Source organism: Polynucleobacter sp. AP-Jannik-300A-C4 (assembly GCF_018688335.1).
GTDB lineage: Bacteria > Pseudomonadota > Gammaproteobacteria > Burkholderiales > Burkholderiaceae > Polynucleobacter.
Genome location: NZ_CP061316.1, coordinates 1,560,740 through 1,576,477, shown reverse-complemented (window position 1 = coordinate 1,576,477; position 15,738 = coordinate 1,560,740). Strand labels below are relative to the sequence as shown.

Sequence of the window (15,738 nt, the reverse complement as noted above, 5' to 3'; positions counted from 1 at the left end):
TTCAAATGCACTATTCCAGATACTTTTTTTGGCTCTCAACTGGCATACTTGCCCCCCTATCTTTTTCTTACAGTCTATATCTAGCCCTATTTTTTGCAGTATTGTTTTTGATTGGTCTAATAGATTCAATTCAGAAGCGACATTCAATATTGCGCAATTACCCTTTGATAGGACATTTTCGGTTTTTGCTTGAATATATCCGCCCTGAGATACGTCAATATTTCTTAGAGGATGATGAGGAGAAGATTCCTTTTTCAAGAAATCAGCGAGCGATGGTTTATAGCCGCTCTAAAAAGGACAACGATAAGCGGGGATTTGGTTCAATTAAGTCAATGTATGGTCCTGAGGGTGAGTGGTTAGGGCACTCAAATTCACCATGCCATCCTGATGCAAATACATTTCGTATTAAGGTGGGTGGCCCAAGCTGCCTTCAGCCTTATTCTTTATCTGTATTTAATATTTCTGCGATGAGCTTTGGTTCGCTTTCACCAAATGCCATTAGGGCTCTTAATAGGGGAGCAAAGCTCGGTGGTTTTGCTCACGACACCGGCGAAGGTTCAATTTCTTCATACCATCGCGAGTTTGGTGGCGATATTATTTGGGAAATAGGATCTGGTTATTTTGGTTGCCGAAATGATCAAGGGAGATTTTCGGAAGAAAAGTTTTCTGCCCAGGCAGTCGATCCACAAATCAAGATGGTGGAAATTAAGCTTTCGCAGGGTGCTAAGCCAGGTCATGGAGGGGTCTTACCCGGCGCTAAAGTTACTGCTGAAATTGCTGCCACTAGAGGCGTGCCGATTGGTGAGGACTGTGTCTCTCCAGCCCATCATGCTGAATTTTCCTCTCCTGTGGAGTTGATGCAATTTATTGCGCGTTTGCGTAAGCTGAGTGGCGGCAAACCAATTGGCTTTAAGTTATGCGTCGGTCAGCCCTGGGAGTTTTTTGGGATTGCCAAGGCAATGCTAGAGACTGGTATTTGTCCTGACTTTATTGTGGTTGACGGAAGTGAGGGTGGTACTGGTGCCGCCCCTGTTGAATTTACAGATCATGTGGGGATGCCACTTCGTGATGGCCTAAGGCTAGTTCACAATACTTTAGTTGGAATCAATAAGCGCAGTGAGATTTCAATTGGAGCGTCTGGAAAAATTATTTCTGGCTATGACATTATTCGTGCCATTGCATTAGGGGCTGATTGGTGTAATTCTGCAAGAGGGTTTATGTTTGCCTTAGGCTGTATTCAGTCACGAACATGTCATACGGATAAATGTCCTACAGGTGTTGCAACTCAGGACTTGATTCGCCAGAGAGCATTGGTTGTCCCTGATAAGGCGGAGCGTGTACATGCTTTTCATAAAAACACCATTGAATCTTTAGCGCATTTGATCGGCTCTGCAGGAATGATGCACCCTAAAGAAGTTACCGCGGATTACCTGATGTGCAGAGATGGCTCAGGTAAGGCTATGACTTTATCCACTCAGTTACCAACTGTAAGGCTTGGCGCTTTATTGCAAGGGGTTGGTGCCTTAATGCAGAGCGACCTCCCACAAGAGTATGGGTTGTATTGGAATCGAGCCCAAACAAATAAATTTGGCTTGGCTTCGGTTTGACCCGACTCGGAGGTGTCCGGTTACGTGACGGTCAGGTGGATCTTATCGGGTTACTTGCAGACAATCAAAACTTGGAAATTGGGGGTGATTGGGTGGCAGAGAACGGCCAATAATGGACTATCAATAAAAGCTACCTGGCTTCAAATGACGCAATAGCGAAGTCAATTAATGTTTTCACTCTCACAGATGTTTTATGGCGTTCAGCATAGACAGCATAGATATCAGCATCTGGTGTTTCAAAGTTTTTCATTACCTGTATTAATCTGCCAGACTTAAGGTGTTGCGTGACGTCCCATTCAGCCCTCAAAACAATGCCTCGGCTATCTAATGCCCAGTTCACAGCAATACCACCGTCATTTGTTGTTAAGTTACCGCGAACTTTTGCGCTATCGGTAAATTCATTTTTTGACTTACCTTTACCGCTGGAGAAGCGCCACAGCCCATAACCCTCATCACCTTGGCGTATGCCAATACAGTTGTGTTTAATTAGTTCACTGGGTGACTTTGGTTCGCCGAACTCCTTAATGTAGGAGGGAGATGCTACAAGTATTCTTTTGTTGGGGGCTATCAGCCTAGCAATTGATCTAGAGTCTGGTGGGTGGCCAAACCTAAAGCAAACATCATAGGCATCATCGGTAATCGGGGGAGGGTTTACGGATAGCTGTAATTGAATATCTACTTGTGGAAATTGTTTTACATATTCAGCTATTAAAGGCGCGATATGACTGCGTCCAAATCCGAGTGTCGCATTGACTCTAAGTAAGCCTTGTGGAGCTTTTGTTGAGCCCCACAGCATATGCTCAAGATCATCAATTTCACCCAAAATTCTTCTGGCATGGTCTAGATAGATTTCGCCCTCATGGGTAAGGCTCATTCTTCGCGTGGTTCTATTTACGAGTACCAATCCCAAGCGAGATTCCATTTGCGCTAAATGTTTACTTACTGCGGCAGTTGTCACCCCAAGCTCACGGGCGGCGGCCCCAAGACTCCCAGAGCTGATAAGCGTTGAAAAGAATCCTAAATCAGCCGGATTAATACTTTTAGCCATTTTTGATTGTTAATTAAAAGTTAACTATAGTTTAACTTTATACATGATTTTTTAATACCCTTCAAATTTATAGTGCCAATATTCCAAGCCTCTAATGGGCTGATGGAGTCAATTATTGGAGGGGACAAAATGTTAAAGAACGTAACAAAAAATAGTCTAGCTAGCATCCTGTTGTGTGGGTTGGTTGGAGCGGCATTCGCGCAAAGTTACCCAACTAAAACAATCACCATTGTTGTGCCATTTCCGCCAGGTGGAACCACAGATGTGTTGGCGAGAACAGTTGCGCAGAAGTTAGGGCCAGTTCTCGGTCAGTCGGTCATTGTTGAAAACAAGCCAGGAGCTGGGGCAACATTGGGTGCGAACGCCGTTGCTAAGGCAAATCCTGATGGCTATACCCTGTTTATGGGCGCTGTTCACCACACGATAGCTCCTAGCGTATATAAAACATTGCCATATAGTTTTGAAAAAGATTTCTCACCAATTACAACGGTAGCATTGGTCCCAAACATCATGGTGGTTAGCGCCAATTCACCTTATAAGACTGTGAAAGACGTTATCGCTGCGGCAAAAGCCAAGCCAGATGATCTCTCTTATGGCTCAAACGGTAACGGCACAGCACAACACATGATTGGCACCCAGTTTCAAATGATCACCGGTACAAAGCTATTGCATGTTCCCTACAAGGGTAGTGCCCCTCTGACGACTGACTTGTTGGGTGGTCAAGTGACCATGTCATTTGACACGATCACACCAGTTCTCCCATTCATCCGCGAAAACAAGCTTCGCCCTTTAGCAGTAACAACGGCCAAGCGATCATCAACTTTGCCAGGCGTACCAACGTTAGCTGAGGCTGGTGTGCCGGGAATAAACATAGGCACTTGGTTTGGATTGTTGGCTCCCGCAGCAACACCAAAAGACGTTACAGCCAAGTTAAATGCTGAGGTTGTAAAGATTATTAAGTCAGCAGAGTTTCAAAAGCAAATGTTTGATATTGGTGCTGAGCCTGTTGGTAATACTCAGGCGCAAATGGCAAAGCAAATCGCAGATGAGACTGCCAAGTTCTCTGAGGTTGCTAAGGCAGCAAACATTTCAATTCAGTAATCACCCGACGACTTAAAAAGGAAATTACTCGTGGATAAGCAATCATCCGTAGTGGATAAAGAAGTAGCGGTAGCGGACTTAACTAATGTCCTTTCTAAATTTACTTCATATATCGGTAAGCGTTTGCCAACAGATGTAACTACCAAATTAGGTGAGTTACGAAGCAAGGAAGTGAACTTTTTGGCAAAAGAAGTTTTTGAATCCATGCGCGAGAATCAAGAGTTGGCAGATAAGTTAGATCGTCCAAGTTGCCAAGATACCGGAGTCATTCAGTACTTCTTATCAGCGGGTTCAAACTTTCCTTTATTGGGTGAGCTGGAAGATATTTTGCTTAATGCTACTAAAGGCGCAACTAAAGAAGGCCCATTGCGTCATAACGCTGTTGAAACCTTTGAAGAAAAAAATACTGGCACCAATACTGGTTCAAAGATTCCATGGCTTGATTGGGAGATTATTCCTGGTGCGGATCACTGTATCGTTGACGTTTATATGGCTGGTGGTGGCTGTACATTGCCTGGTGCCGCAAAGGTGCTAATGCCAGGACAAGGCTATGAAGGTGTTGCTGAGTTTGTATTTGATGTCATCACATCACGCGGTGTAAATGCCTGCCCACCGTTATTGGTTGGTGTTGGTGTATCTACTTCAGCAGAGACAGCCGCCCGCTTATCTAAGAAGGCAATCTTGCGCCCAGTGACTTCAAGTCATCCAAATGAAAATGCGGCGATGATGGAAGAGCTGCTTACTGAGGGCCTAAATGAATTGGGATTGGGTCCTCAGGGTTTGACAGGAGCAAATAGCGTGATGGGTGTAAACATTGAGTCATCCGCACGTCACCCTTCCACAATCGGTGTGGCTGTATCAACTGGATGCTGGGCGCATCGCCGCGGCAAGATCAAGATCAATGCCGATATGTCTTACGAAGTTATTTCCCACGAAGGATTCAAGCTGTGAAGAAAATTCTACAAACACCAATAAAAAACGAAGATTTAGAAGCATTAAACATCGGTGATGTGGTTTATCTCACTGGAACTTTAGTGACCTGTCGTGACGTTGCCCACCGCCGCTTAATCGAGTTGGGACGTGAGTTGCCAGTTGACCTTAAGGGAGGAGCAATTTTTCATGCGGGACCGATTGTTCGCCAAAAAGAAGATGGTGAATACGAAATGGTTTCTATTGGACCAACAACATCCATGCGTATGGAAAAGTTTGAAAAAGAATTTATTAAACAAACAGGCGTTAAGCTAATTGTTGGTAAGGGTGGCATGGGTATTGAAACGCAAGAAGGTTGCGTGGAGAACAAGGCGGTTCATGCTATTTTCCCAGGCGGCTGTGCTGTATTAGCGGCAACTAAGGTTGAGAAAATTGAAGATGCTCAATGGAAAGACTTGGGTATGCCAGAAACACTGTGGGTTAACCGGGTCAAAGAATTTGGTCCACTAATTATCTCAATTGATACTAAGGGTAAAAACTTGATTGAAGAAAATAAGAAAGTTTTCAATGCCAAGAAAGGCCCAATTCTGAGCAAGATTAACGAGAAAATTCGTTTTATTAAGTAATAGCTTTTAATGAAATGACGTGAGCTTACTTTGTGGTCCACGTCATTACTTAAAAAGGTTTGATTGTTAGGAAAAATTCATGCGTTCTGAAAATATCCAAAGCAGTTTTATTAAGTCCCTTAGAAGTAATTTCCCAGTCAGAACCTGGTGTGCCAACCAAATGTTATCTGATGATAGTTATTAGACTCTAGCCCTATGTAAAGAAGAAGCAGAGAAATACCAGACAAGAGATGAGTGGGAGAGGGGGAGCCCAGTTAGCTATCAAAAAGCAATTAATAGGGGCTGGTTAACTAAATGTACCACTCACATTGTCGGGTTTAAACGAAAGCCCACTGTGCCGGTAACTTGGACGCTGGAGCGGTGCGCAGAAATTGCCAAGCAATGCCAGAAGCGCTCCGAGTTTAAAGAAAGATTTCATTACCCTTATGAAAAAGCTAGATTAAATGGCTGGCTCGATATTTGCTGTGCACATATGAGCTAGCTCCGCCAAGGTCTGCTTTGGGTCGATAGCTGCCCCTCGCTATATAAGCGTTACTTTAAGTAACGCTTGCTCCTCTAAAAAATTACTTTGGAGCAACGAAGTGCTAAACGGTTGCTCCAAAAACCTTTGGTTTTGAAAACCAATGAACGAGGTATTACTTGTTGTGATCTTGTTAATCTAGTCACACAAATACTCGCACACCGATAATGAGACGCTATAACCTCTTGAAATCCTAATGGTTTTCTTTGAGTGTCTGCTCTCATAACCAGAGAACCTAAACAGGGCCTAAAAGTTACAAAAAGCCAGCTTTAGAGACTAAAGGTCTGGTTTGGTCATTTGAGCGTTACTTTAAGTAACGCTGGGCATGCTCGAAAGTGTGCAAGAGATTACTGCACATTTTTAATGGTGATATTGAATGATTGTGCTCTTAGGGGCTGCTATCGGCTAATAGCTGCCGTTAGAGTGGGGGATTAAAAATCCTTGTGTCGGTGGTTCGATTCAGTCCCGGGCCACCAAGATTCAAATAATGCCCTGCCCATGCGGGGTATTTTCATCTGGGTTTGCTTAGTGTCTTCCACGTATTACCTGCCCCCTTTAAGATGAATGAAGCTAATTAGAGGAACATGTTTTATATGGATTAATTCAATACAAGATTGGAAAAGCTATGAGCATTAAATTTTCAAAGCAGACTCTTCCTTTCATGACTGAGGCTGGTAAACAAACAGATCCAACTTGGCTCGATAAAAATCAAGAAAGCTACGAAACACTCGTAAGGCAGCCTTTTATTGATTTAGCCGAGCGACTTAAGACTGCGCTGCAAAGTAGCGTGCCAGACTATCACTTTCCTACAAAAGGAATTGGTAGGATTAAAAAGAATGCCAATAAGATTGTGCGTGGCAGTACCTGCTATAAAAGCTGGTTATCTATTTCGATTGCGAAACCTTCTGAGTCTCGCTTTGAAAGAAACCCACACTTATTCTTTGGCATTCTTCACAATATCCCGCCATACATGGGGGTAGTTGTCGCCGGTGGGCTCTTCATGCCATCTGGACCGCAATTAAAAAAGATGAGGGAGGCGATAGCAAAAGACGCTCGGCCTTTCCATGCCTTATTTGCCGATCCAGCTTTCAAGTCACGCTTTAATACAAATTTTTCTCGTGAGAACGTAGCCTCTCGCCCTCCACGCGGTTTTGATCCAAACCATCCGGATATGGATTGGCTTATGCTCAAAAACTTCTTAGTTGTAAAGACACTCAGTGACACAAAATTCACATCTTCAAACTTGGTGCCATCGGTGGTTGAGGACTTTAAGCAATTAATTCGCCTTAATCGATTAATTGAAAAAGCAATCAGATAGAAAAGAGAATTAAATCATTATCAATTCGTGTCGTTTTAAACGACAGTCCAGAGCTAGAGTCAAGAATCCTTGGCCCTGGTTCGATTCCGCCCCGGGCAATGACACTCTCCCAATTTTGGTAAGTTTGGCTATTTTCATATGCAGTATGAGCAAATCGCCCTAGAATGGTCACATATACATGAGATATCGCCAGGAAATAAGCACCCCATTCACAAGAGGTCAACATATGCATGATTTATCAGCATTAAATCCAATTAGCGGCGATGAACTGATTGCTGCCCTAAATGAATTGCTTGAGGCGGAAAGGGCTGGCGCTCGAGTAACCTTGGAAACAGCCAATCAAATAAAGAGTCACGAATTAGCTCCGTTAGTCACCGATATTCAACACGATGAAGTGCGCTGGTGCAAGATGTTGCTCGGAATTATTGGATCACTCGGTTTTTCGCCATCAACTGCCACGGGTGAATTTTATGAAAAAGCGATCTCCATTGAAGATCTCAAGGAACGCTTGCTTTTTTTGAATCGAGGGCAGGGATGGGTAGCACGACGTCTAGAAAAATTAATTCCAAGAATTCAAGAGCTGCATATTCGCTCACAGCTACAAGCGATGCTTGATGCTCATGTTCTCAATATTCGTCGGGTCGAGGAGAGTATTTAGGCCTCAAATGATTTTTAGTATTGGGAATTAGGTCGTAACATAATGAAGGTGCTTCGACTACCCCTAATTTTTTTATCCTCATTTGACTAATACGACAACTTCTCGACCCATAAGTCCTAATTTAGCCTCACTATTGATAGTGATTGCGGAGTTGATGGGTACCTCTTTGTGGTTTTCCATCAATGGAGTGGCTGACAATTTAATAGATTCGTGGAACACCAATCTTGCAGGCATAGGCATCCTTACCAATGCTGTGCAACTCGGTTTTGTGTCAGGTACTTTGGTCTTTGCCTTAAGTGGGATAGCAGATCGGTACAAGCCCAGCCATCTTTTTGCTGCATGTGCTCTACTTGGGGCATTGTTTAACGCTGCATTTGCTGTCTGGGCTGACGGTATTTTGGTAGGTTCTTGCTTACGCTTTTTAGTTGGAATTTGTTTGGCCGGAATCTATCCAATTGGTATGAAGCTCATCATGACTTGGGACCCCCAAAAAGCGAGCTCGCGCATTGCCCAATTGGTCGGAATGCTAACGCTGGGAACAGCAATTCCGCATGCTACCCGTTACTTCGGTGTCGATTGGCCTTGGCAAGAGGTTATTCTTTTATCTTCCTTCTTTGCTCTGGTTGCAATGGTGATGATTTTCTGGCTCGGAGATGGCCCCCACCTTAAATTAGGTGGTGCTTCACGAGTCAAGCTAAGCGGCTTTCGTGAACTCTTTGCAATTTCAGAATATCGTCGATCTGCTTTGGGATATTTCGGTCACATGTGGGAGCTCTATGCATTCTGGGCACTTGTGCCATTTCTGATTGCTAGCACCTATTCAATTCAAAATCCCATTCATTTATCGGGGCTAGCATTCTCTATAATCGGGATTGGTGCAATTGGCTGCTTTCTTGGAGGGCAACTTAGCAAATCTATTGGGGGGGTGAAAGTTGCCTCAACAGCTTTGGCGCTATCGGGCATTTGTTGTCTACTGTATCCGTGGATTTCTGGATTACCGTTATGGGCACAAATTCTCTTTTGGGCTATTTGGGGAATGAGTGTCGTCGCTGATTCGCCACAATTTTCAGCGCTATCAGCACAAGCATGCCCGCCCGAGATTGTCGGTACTGCACTTACTATTCAAAATGCAGTTGGCTTTACGATAACGATGATCTCAATTCAAATCAGTACCGTAGTCTTGCCATTTATGAATCAATACATCACCTGGCTATTGCTGCCAGGTCCTGTGTTGGGACTCATTTTTCTGAATCGACTTTCAAAGCCTAGTTAATAAACATGCGATGTGCCGAAGTTGTTAGGGTGAATAATTCGAAGAGTCATCATGGCTACCTCTTCAACACAATGTGACAGTAATTTTTTTAGAAATTGGCTAACGGATTTTGATTTCTCTCCAAGAGTCATGCCTCTTAAGTGTTGCTTAAAGAAACGCTTATCAATCTTCAAAAAAAGAACTTTAGAGAAACGAGGTGTTAGATGGTTGCTCCAAAAATCCTTTGGTTTTGAATGCCAATGACTGAATTAATATTTCTTGTGATCTTTTTAATCTAGTCACACAAATACTCACACACCGATAAACAGGAGACGTAAGCTCTTGAAATCCTAGTGGTTTTCTTTGGATGTCTGCTCTCATAAGAAAGAAGCCCAAGGGGTCTTGTAACAAAGACCTCAATAGATTCAAGAGGTTAGTGGTGAATTAGGCGGTATAAATTCACTACACACCGCTTACACACCAGAGCTTTTTTCATGGTGTGTAGTAAATGCGGTTTTAGTGTGGTTTTGAAGCGGTAAACACCAGCAGCAAGGTGTGTAGTAAAAACAGTTTTAGGGCCCATAGCTCAGTTGGTTAGAGCAGAGGACTCATAGCGAAAGTTGTGCCTTATGCGTGGAAACTGCATAAGGGATGGTGTCAAATTCGGAGAAAGCTAAATGTAGCCAAAAGCTGCACAAGCTAACGCCGAGCCAAGCTTCAGCGTGAAAGTGCTGTTGAAGGTGTAGAGACTAGACGGCACCCATCTAAGTCGAGCAATCGATATGATGAAGGCATAGTCCAGGGAGTAGTGAAAGCTACACAAACCGGAATCCTTTGGTCCCAGGTTCAAGTCCTGGTGGGCCCACCAGAAAAAACCCTCATCAGCAATGGTGGGGGTTTTGTCATTTGAGTGTTACTTTAAGTAACGGTTGTGGGTCTGCTATCGGCCAATAACTGTCATTGCCTAAAGCAGATTAATTCCAAAACCTTTCATCAGTAAAGCAAATAAGCTAAAGCAGATAAAAGTTGCCACTACGCAAGCTCCCATAGTCATCCAAAACCCCAGCCTTGGAAGTAGGTATGGAAACAATAGAAACATAGGCAGGTTGGAAGCACATACCAAAATGTGTAATAGGCATGATTGGCTATCTTTTCCTCAGGCTGGTTTTCTACGTACAGCCATACCAAAGTTAAAACGGCCATTAGTGGCAATGCCGCAATAAAGCCGCCCAGCCTATCGCTTCTCTTGGCAACTTCAGAAATGAATACAACCATTCCTGCAGTTAGGAGATATTTGGTGATGATCCAAGCCATGGAAGCCTTTATTCTGTGGGCCTACTTCAGTATAGGAATGTCGTTTAAAACGACATTACACATATATGCGTATATACGTATGTATGTGAACTACTTTCTTTGATTCAGATTGTTTGATCCCCATTGATCTAGCTGTCTCTTGCTATGAGCGGCCACACCTTCAATGGAATCATGCGGTCATTGCTTAAGACATTCAGCTAGAGCTTCGGGACTAAGTTTTTCAGCGGGTTTATTTTGCTTCATCGATTGTGGTGATTTGCCATCAGTATTTACTGACTTGCCCTTTTATTAATGTGAATTTTAGGGGGTGTAATTAGTTTGGTTGTGGGGTAGTGATTTTTGGTATTTAAATACTAAATGCAATAGTCCGGAAGGTCTTTTTACTTGCAACTTTTCCATAATATTAGACCTATGCTGCTCAACTGTTTTAATTGATATATTTAGTTCTAGGCCAATTTGTTTATTGCTTCTTCCCGCAACAACAAGCTCTAAAATTTGTATTTCTCGTGATGTGAGAGTTTTAAATAATGCCTTTATGGCATTGGCCTCTGCGAATTTCTGCCTATCCAAATGGGCTTTGAAAAGCATCTCAGCAACCAGGTTGCATAAGACATCTTTTTGAATAGGCTTTTGAATATAGTCAAATGCACCTTGTTTTAGGGCTGCTACTGCTGTTGCAACTTCACTGCTGCCTGTAACAAAGGCAAGCGGAAGATTGATGCCTTTATTAATTAGCGTCCTTTGCAAATCAATACCCGATAAATTGCTTAGATTGACATCTAAAAGGGCGCAGCTGATAGAGAGTTGCTTGGTTGCATCTAGAGAACTTAAGAAAGATTCTGCATTTTCATGGCAACTTACAGCATAACCATTTTCACCCAATAAAAGGGAGAATGATTCGCGAATAGTCTGATCATTATCGATTACATAAACGACCGATTTATTTTTCAATGTTTCTGTTGCTAGCATGGCATCACCATTATTTGCTTAGGCGCTCAATGCCCAATAATTTCAATACATACTTCTCATAAATGGGCTCTGAGTTACCAGTTTTCATTTTCCGAATAAAGTATTTCTCAAAGGCAATCTTGGCTAAATGAACCCATTTCCCCTTTTTGAACCAGTTCACATTACGCGGTGGAATTTGAGGTAATGCTACAAATGCTGCGCCTGTATCACCCATGTCCGCTAAACAAATTGCATGCCAAGTGCCTTTTGCAGTTGCTGGTTCTCCAGCGAGATCGGAGGCAATATTATGGGTAATAGCAGTAACCATTGTTTCAATCATGTAGCCAGTTTTTGGGGCGCCTGTAGCTACTGGCGTCACCTCCACAGGCGGAATGGCAACGCATACTCCAGCTGCATAGATATTTTGATAGGCCTTACTTCTTTGATGATCGTCAATAAAAACAAACCCGCGAGGGTTACATAAATTGGGTACTGCAGCCACCGCATCTATCCCTTTAAATGCTGGCAGCATCATTGATAATTTGAATGGAACCTCATGCTCTTTATAAGGGGTGCCCAAATCATCTAATTGCGTTGTAAACAGCTTGCCTTCTTCAATCTTATGCGTTTTAGCATTGGTGATCCACTTGATGTCATGATTGCGCATTTCGGATTCGAGCATAGACTTGCTATCACCAACACCGCCAAGACCGAGGTGGCCAATATAGGGCTCGCTAGTGACATAGGTCATAGGTACCTTATGACGTAACTTACGCTTACGTAAATCTGCATCAACAATAAATGCAAATTCATAAGCAGGCCCAAAGCAGCTGGCTCCTGGCATGGCACCAATTACTATCGGCCCTGGATTTTTGAGAAACTCTTGGTAGTCTTTCCAAAAACTCTCGGCATGATCAACCGTGCAAATCGAGTGGGTATGGCCACCATGTGGCCCAGCTCCCGGAACTTCATCAAAGCTCAGTTTGGGACCTGTTGTGATGATGAGATAGTCATAGGGTAGGGCTTGCTCCTCTGGCGTTCCGTCAGACAATATCAGGATATTGTTCTCAGCTTCAATTTTTGAGACGGGCTTAGAAATAAATTCAATACCTTTGCATTCAAGGAGAGGTTTAATTTTTAACGTAATACTGTTTCGATCTCGCCATCCTACGGCAACCCAAGGATTAGAGGGGGTGAATTGAAAATAATCAACAGCACTGACTACTGTGATGCGATGTTCTTTGGAAAGAAGTGCCCTTAGTTCATATGCTGCAGGCATGCCGCCCACGCCAGCTCCAATAATCGCTATATGCGCCATAAATACATTCTCCGCATTATTTAACGAGTAAGCGCCATAAACAATCGTGGCAGCTGCTCAGGTAGTTTTTCAATATGATCAATCACTGTAAATTGCTTGCCGAAAATATTTCCTACATATTGATCGGCATTTTGGTCTAAGTTTATGCAGTAAGTGAATATACCCATGTGATCTAGCTCAATTACGGCTTGCCGTGCATCTTGAATTAGTACATTCTCATCAATTACATCTATATCTGAAGGCTCTCCATCAGTTAGAACAATCATCAATTTTTTATCTGCGGATTGACCATTGAGATAGTGCGCCGCATGTCTCATAGCCGCACCCATGCGAGTGGAGTGCTTGGCGTTTAAGTTAGCAAGCCTTCCTTTTACATCGTCATTCCAGGATTCACTATAGCCTTTGATGTGGAGGTAGTTGACATCATGTCGTGAGTTAGAGTGAAATCCAGCGATAGCAAATGGATCGCCCAATGTATCGATGGAGCTAGCAAAGAGGGCGACTGCTTCCTGACTCAGCTCTAATATGGATTGATTGGAGGACTCAATTTTCGCATTCAAAGATTCTGATAAGTCCAGCAAGAGCATAACGGCAATACTTCGTCCATTTGTCTTATGGCTCATATTGATGCGTAAGTCAGGTTGATTGCCGCTCTTTAGATCAATTAATGATCGTAGAGCAACATCTAAATCCAATTCATCACCTTCTTCTTGATAACGAATGCGAACTTGATTCTGTGGTTTCAATAAATCAAAAAGACGCTTAAGTCGTTTCGCTAAGGCTGAATGTTTCTCCAGAATTTGGTCAATCTCACGTGGATCACCTGCAGGATGCAATCCCTCATATAGACTGACCCAATCAGGCCTGTAGGTTTGACTGGTGTAATCCCATTCAGAGTAGTGTCGTGGCGGTAGTGCTTGAATTTCTTCTGCCGAGTCCGCAGTAGTCTTTAAGTCAAATTGTTCCTCGTCGTCACTGAGTTCATAAAATTTCCACAGATGTCGGTTATCGTCTCGATAGCTAATTTCAGTATCTTTAAAGTAAGTCTGAGGCAGCTGATCACTTTGCAATCTGGTTTTTGCTACATAAGAAAGGGCGATATTAAGAACTTCTTGAGTGCTCAAATCCTCTTTTGCCAATAACTTTCGAATTTTTTCTGAATAGTGCCGTATCTCAGCATCTTGGTAGCCATGGTTTATATCAATAATTGCTCGCGAAAGCATTGCTAAGCGATGACGAATGCAGGAGTGCGATTGTGGGTCGCATTCACCTTCAATTGGTTTGGGGTGTAGGGATAGTAATAATTTTTCTAATCCTGGATATTGCTTAATGATCAGAAAATCAATTCGTGCGTCCTCAATAAACTCAACTGCTAGTCTTTGAAGAGGGCTAAAGTTATCCGCAAAAATGGGGATGCTCCAGGTGCGATGCCCTGCCATATGTGCCAGCGTTGCCCGATAGCGATCAATTCCTGGGATTTCGTTTAAATCTTCGTATACATCAGGTAGTCGAATTCCTGCATGGTCATAATAGGGCGCATGTATTAGGGATTCGTTTATCCCCGTTGGGTAGGGCACCAACAATTCTGTTTCATTCCAAAGGCCCAATAGATAGAGATCAAGTTTGCGGGTGTTATCAACAAGCAAGGTTCCGCTTCGCTCACGCTGCATCACTGCCTTGCTATCAGAAGATTTGAGTTGAAAAAATGCTCTTTGGTTTTCTGGATGGTGGTGGTAGTTACGGACACCATAATCAACCCATTTTTTTATTCCAGAAATACTCATCACACCTAACAACTGAGGTGAGTGTTGAATAAAGTCTACCAAGCTGGGGCTTGCATAGGTTTTATGTATCCCATGTATCGATGTGCTGGTGCGGTTCATAAGATCAACCGTTACTGCAAGATATTCCTTTAGAAGATCTTCTGAAGGTAGTCGCCTCGATATTGCAGGTAAAGACTCTAAAAATGCCGTAATTGCACTGCCATTTGGAGACTTCCAAATTGCGTGGATAGTTTCTTTGATGCACTCAAGAGACTTTTCGCCTAGGATATTCGCTGTTTGAGGCCACTCTTGTAAGAAAATTATCATCGGCTCAACGCCTCTACCCATCTTGCCAAGAAAACGGGCTTGCTCAATATACTGCTCTATTCCCAAGGGGCTTAGTACTGCTTTAGCTTCTTTAATACACTCCTCAAAGACATCGTCTACTTGTGGAAAGCGGCTGTCCAATTTCACCCTGAGTTGATGCAACTCAAGAGATGAATTTGAGGGAAGCGCTTCCATGATTTAACTATGCAAAGATTGCATCAATGGCATGCTCTAGAGTTGCGCTAATGTCTTCATCGTCCGTGACTGGACGTACCATTGCCATGAGGCTGGCATCACGAGGATTGATGCCCAACTTAATGAGGCTAGCAGCGTAGACCAATAGCCGCGTAGAAATCCCTTCATCTAAACCATGACCTTTCAATTTGCGAGCAACCAACGCAATTTGACTAAGTTTTTGTGCGGTTTCCAAATCGATGCCGGTTTCGGAGGAGATGATATTTGCCTCCACATCTTGCGCGGGGTAATCAAAATTAAAGCCAACAAAGCGTTGTTTGGTAGATTGCTTTAGATCCTTCATTAAGCTTTGATAGCCCGGATTGTAGGAAATCACTAATTGAAAATCGGGGTGCGCCTCGATTAACTCCCCGCGTTTATCAAGGGGTAATTGTCTACGGTGATCTGTTAAGGGGTGAATAACAACCGTAGTGTCTTGTCTAGCCTCAACCACCTCATCGAGATAGCAAATAGCACCCATTCTGACTGCACTTGTGAGTGGTCCATCAAGCCAGCGAGTGCCATTGGATTCAAGTAAATAGCGCCCTAGCAAATCAGAGGCCGTCATATCCTCGTTGCAGGCTACAGTGATTAATGGCTTATTCAATTTCCAAGCCATGTATTCCACAAATCGAGATTTGCCGCAACCTGTAGGACCTTTCAACATCACAGGTAAGCGTGCCTGATATGCAGCCTCATAGAGCGCAATTTCATTTGCCTGAGGCTGGTAAAAAGGCTGGGTTTTGATGCGGTACTGTTGCGCTTCTGACATGG

General features: G+C 43.3%; 12 protein-coding genes and 1 pseudogene. 7 read left to right on the top strand and 6 right to left on the bottom strand.

What is annotated here, in order from left to right; all coding sequences use genetic code 11:
• The first annotated feature begins 5 nt into the window (after positions 1-5).
• Positions 6-1,607, top strand: coding sequence for an FMN-binding glutamate synthase family protein (locus FD975_RS08280; RefSeq protein WP_215301803.1), 1,602 nt, complete (start codon positions 6-8; stop codon positions 1,605-1,607).
• A 130-nt stretch (positions 1,608-1,737) separates the two neighbouring features.
• Here FD975_RS08280 and FD975_RS08275 read toward each other — a convergent pair whose 3' ends face one another.
• Positions 1,738-2,655: a LysR family transcriptional regulator gene (locus FD975_RS08275; RefSeq protein WP_215301796.1), complete on the bottom strand. Its 918-nt coding sequence runs from the start codon at positions 2,653-2,655 to the stop codon at positions 1,738-1,740.
• A 129-nt stretch (positions 2,656-2,784) separates the two neighbouring features.
• On the opposite strand from FD975_RS08275, the gene FD975_RS08270 reads away from it, so the two are divergent.
• The 6 genes from FD975_RS08270 to FD975_RS08245 all read left to right on the top strand — a co-directional run bounded on the left by FD975_RS08270 (position 2,785) and on the right by FD975_RS08245 (position 9,081).
• On the top strand, positions 2,785-3,756 hold the full coding sequence (locus FD975_RS08270; protein ID WP_215301795.1) for a tripartite tricarboxylate transporter substrate binding protein: 972 nt from the start codon (positions 2,785-2,787) through the stop codon (positions 3,754-3,756).
• A gap of 51 nt (positions 3,757-3,807) precedes the next feature.
• Complete coding sequence (ttdA, locus tag FD975_RS08265) at positions 3,808-4,707, top strand: L(+)-tartrate dehydratase subunit alpha (protein WP_215303948.1); 900 nt, start codon at positions 3,808-3,810, stop codon at positions 4,705-4,707.
• On the top strand, positions 4,704-5,312 hold the full coding sequence (gene ttdB, locus FD975_RS08260; protein ID WP_215301793.1) for a L(+)-tartrate dehydratase subunit beta: 609 nt from the start codon (positions 4,704-4,706) through the stop codon (positions 5,310-5,312). Before ttdA ends, ttdB begins: the two co-directional genes overlap by 4 nt.
• Positions 5,313-6,457: 1,145 nt before the next feature.
• Positions 6,458-7,150 (top strand): DUF2461 family protein, encoded by a 693-nt coding sequence (locus FD975_RS08255; RefSeq protein WP_215301791.1) that lies wholly within the window; start codon positions 6,458-6,460, stop codon positions 7,148-7,150.
• 226 nt (positions 7,151-7,376) lie between these two features.
• The gene (locus FD975_RS08250) at positions 7,377-7,808 is read left to right on the top strand and encodes a DUF6306 domain-containing protein (RefSeq protein ID WP_251371180.1); all 432 of its coding nucleotides are present in this window, start codon (positions 7,377-7,379) and stop codon (positions 7,806-7,808) included.
• Positions 7,809-7,962: 154 nt separating this feature from the next.
• On the top strand, positions 7,963-9,081 hold the full coding sequence (locus tag FD975_RS08245) for an MFS transporter (RefSeq protein ID WP_215301790.1): 1,119 nt from the start codon (positions 7,963-7,965) through the stop codon (positions 9,079-9,081).
• 943 nt (positions 9,082-10,024) lie between these two features.
• Here FD975_RS08245 and FD975_RS08240 read toward each other — a convergent pair.
• The 5 genes and pseudogenes from FD975_RS08240 to FD975_RS08220 form a co-directional block, all read right to left on the bottom strand.
• Positions 10,025-10,374: pseudogene (locus FD975_RS08240) on the bottom strand (DUF3147 family protein).
• A gap of 300 nt (positions 10,375-10,674) precedes the next feature.
• Positions 10,675-11,343, bottom strand: coding sequence for a response regulator transcription factor (locus FD975_RS08235; protein ID WP_215301788.1), 669 nt, complete (start codon positions 11,341-11,343; stop codon positions 10,675-10,677).
• A gap of 10 nt (positions 11,344-11,353) precedes the next feature.
• Positions 11,354-12,640, bottom strand: a complete 1,287-nt coding sequence (locus tag FD975_RS08230) for an NAD(P)/FAD-dependent oxidoreductase (RefSeq protein ID WP_215301786.1) — start codon at positions 12,638-12,640, stop codon at positions 11,354-11,356.
• 20 nt (positions 12,641-12,660) lie between these two features.
• Entirely contained in the window at positions 12,661-14,925 is a 2,265-nt protein-coding gene (locus FD975_RS08225) for a nitric oxide reductase activation protein NorD (protein WP_215301785.1), read from the bottom strand.
• A 7-nt stretch (positions 14,926-14,932) separates the two neighbouring features.
• Positions 14,933-15,736, bottom strand: a complete 804-nt coding sequence (locus tag FD975_RS08220) for a CbbQ/NirQ/NorQ/GpvN family protein (RefSeq protein ID WP_215301783.1) — start codon at positions 15,734-15,736, stop codon at positions 14,933-14,935.
• Positions 15,737-15,738: the final 2 nt, after the last annotated feature.

What these genes read in the sequence shown, in the direction of transcription:
- FD975_RS08235 (WP_215301788.1), bottom strand. Translation starts at nt 11,343, where the DNA reads ATGCTAGCAACAGAAACATTGAAAAATAAATCGGTCGTTTATGTAATC.
- FD975_RS08230 (WP_215301786.1), bottom strand. Translation starts at nt 12,640, where the DNA reads ATGGCGCATATAGCGATTATTGGAGCTGGCGTGGGCGGCATGCCTGCA.
- FD975_RS08225 (WP_215301785.1), bottom strand. Translation starts at nt 14,925, where the DNA reads ATGGAAGCGCTTCCCTCAAATTCATCTCTTGAGTTGCATCAACTCAGG.
- FD975_RS08220 (WP_215301783.1), bottom strand. Translation starts at nt 15,736, where the DNA reads ATGTCAGAAGCGCAACAGTACCGCATCAAAACCCAGCCTTTTTACCAG.
- FD975_RS08280 (WP_215301803.1), top strand. Translation starts at nt 6, where the DNA reads ATGCACTATTCCAGATACTTTTTTTGGCTCTCAACTGGCATACTTGCC.
- FD975_RS08270 (WP_215301795.1), top strand. Translation starts at nt 2,785, where the DNA reads ATGTTAAAGAACGTAACAAAAAATAGTCTAGCTAGCATCCTGTTGTGT.
- FD975_RS08275 (WP_215301796.1), bottom strand. Translation starts at nt 2,655, where the DNA reads ATGGCTAAAAGTATTAATCCGGCTGATTTAGGATTCTTTTCAACGCTT.
- FD975_RS08250 (WP_251371180.1), top strand. Translation starts at nt 7,377, where the DNA reads ATGCATGATTTATCAGCATTAAATCCAATTAGCGGCGATGAACTGATT.
- FD975_RS08255 (WP_215301791.1), top strand. Translation starts at nt 6,458, where the DNA reads ATGAGCATTAAATTTTCAAAGCAGACTCTTCCTTTCATGACTGAGGCT.
- FD975_RS08245 (WP_215301790.1), top strand. Translation starts at nt 7,963, where the DNA reads ATGGGTACCTCTTTGTGGTTTTCCATCAATGGAGTGGCTGACAATTTA.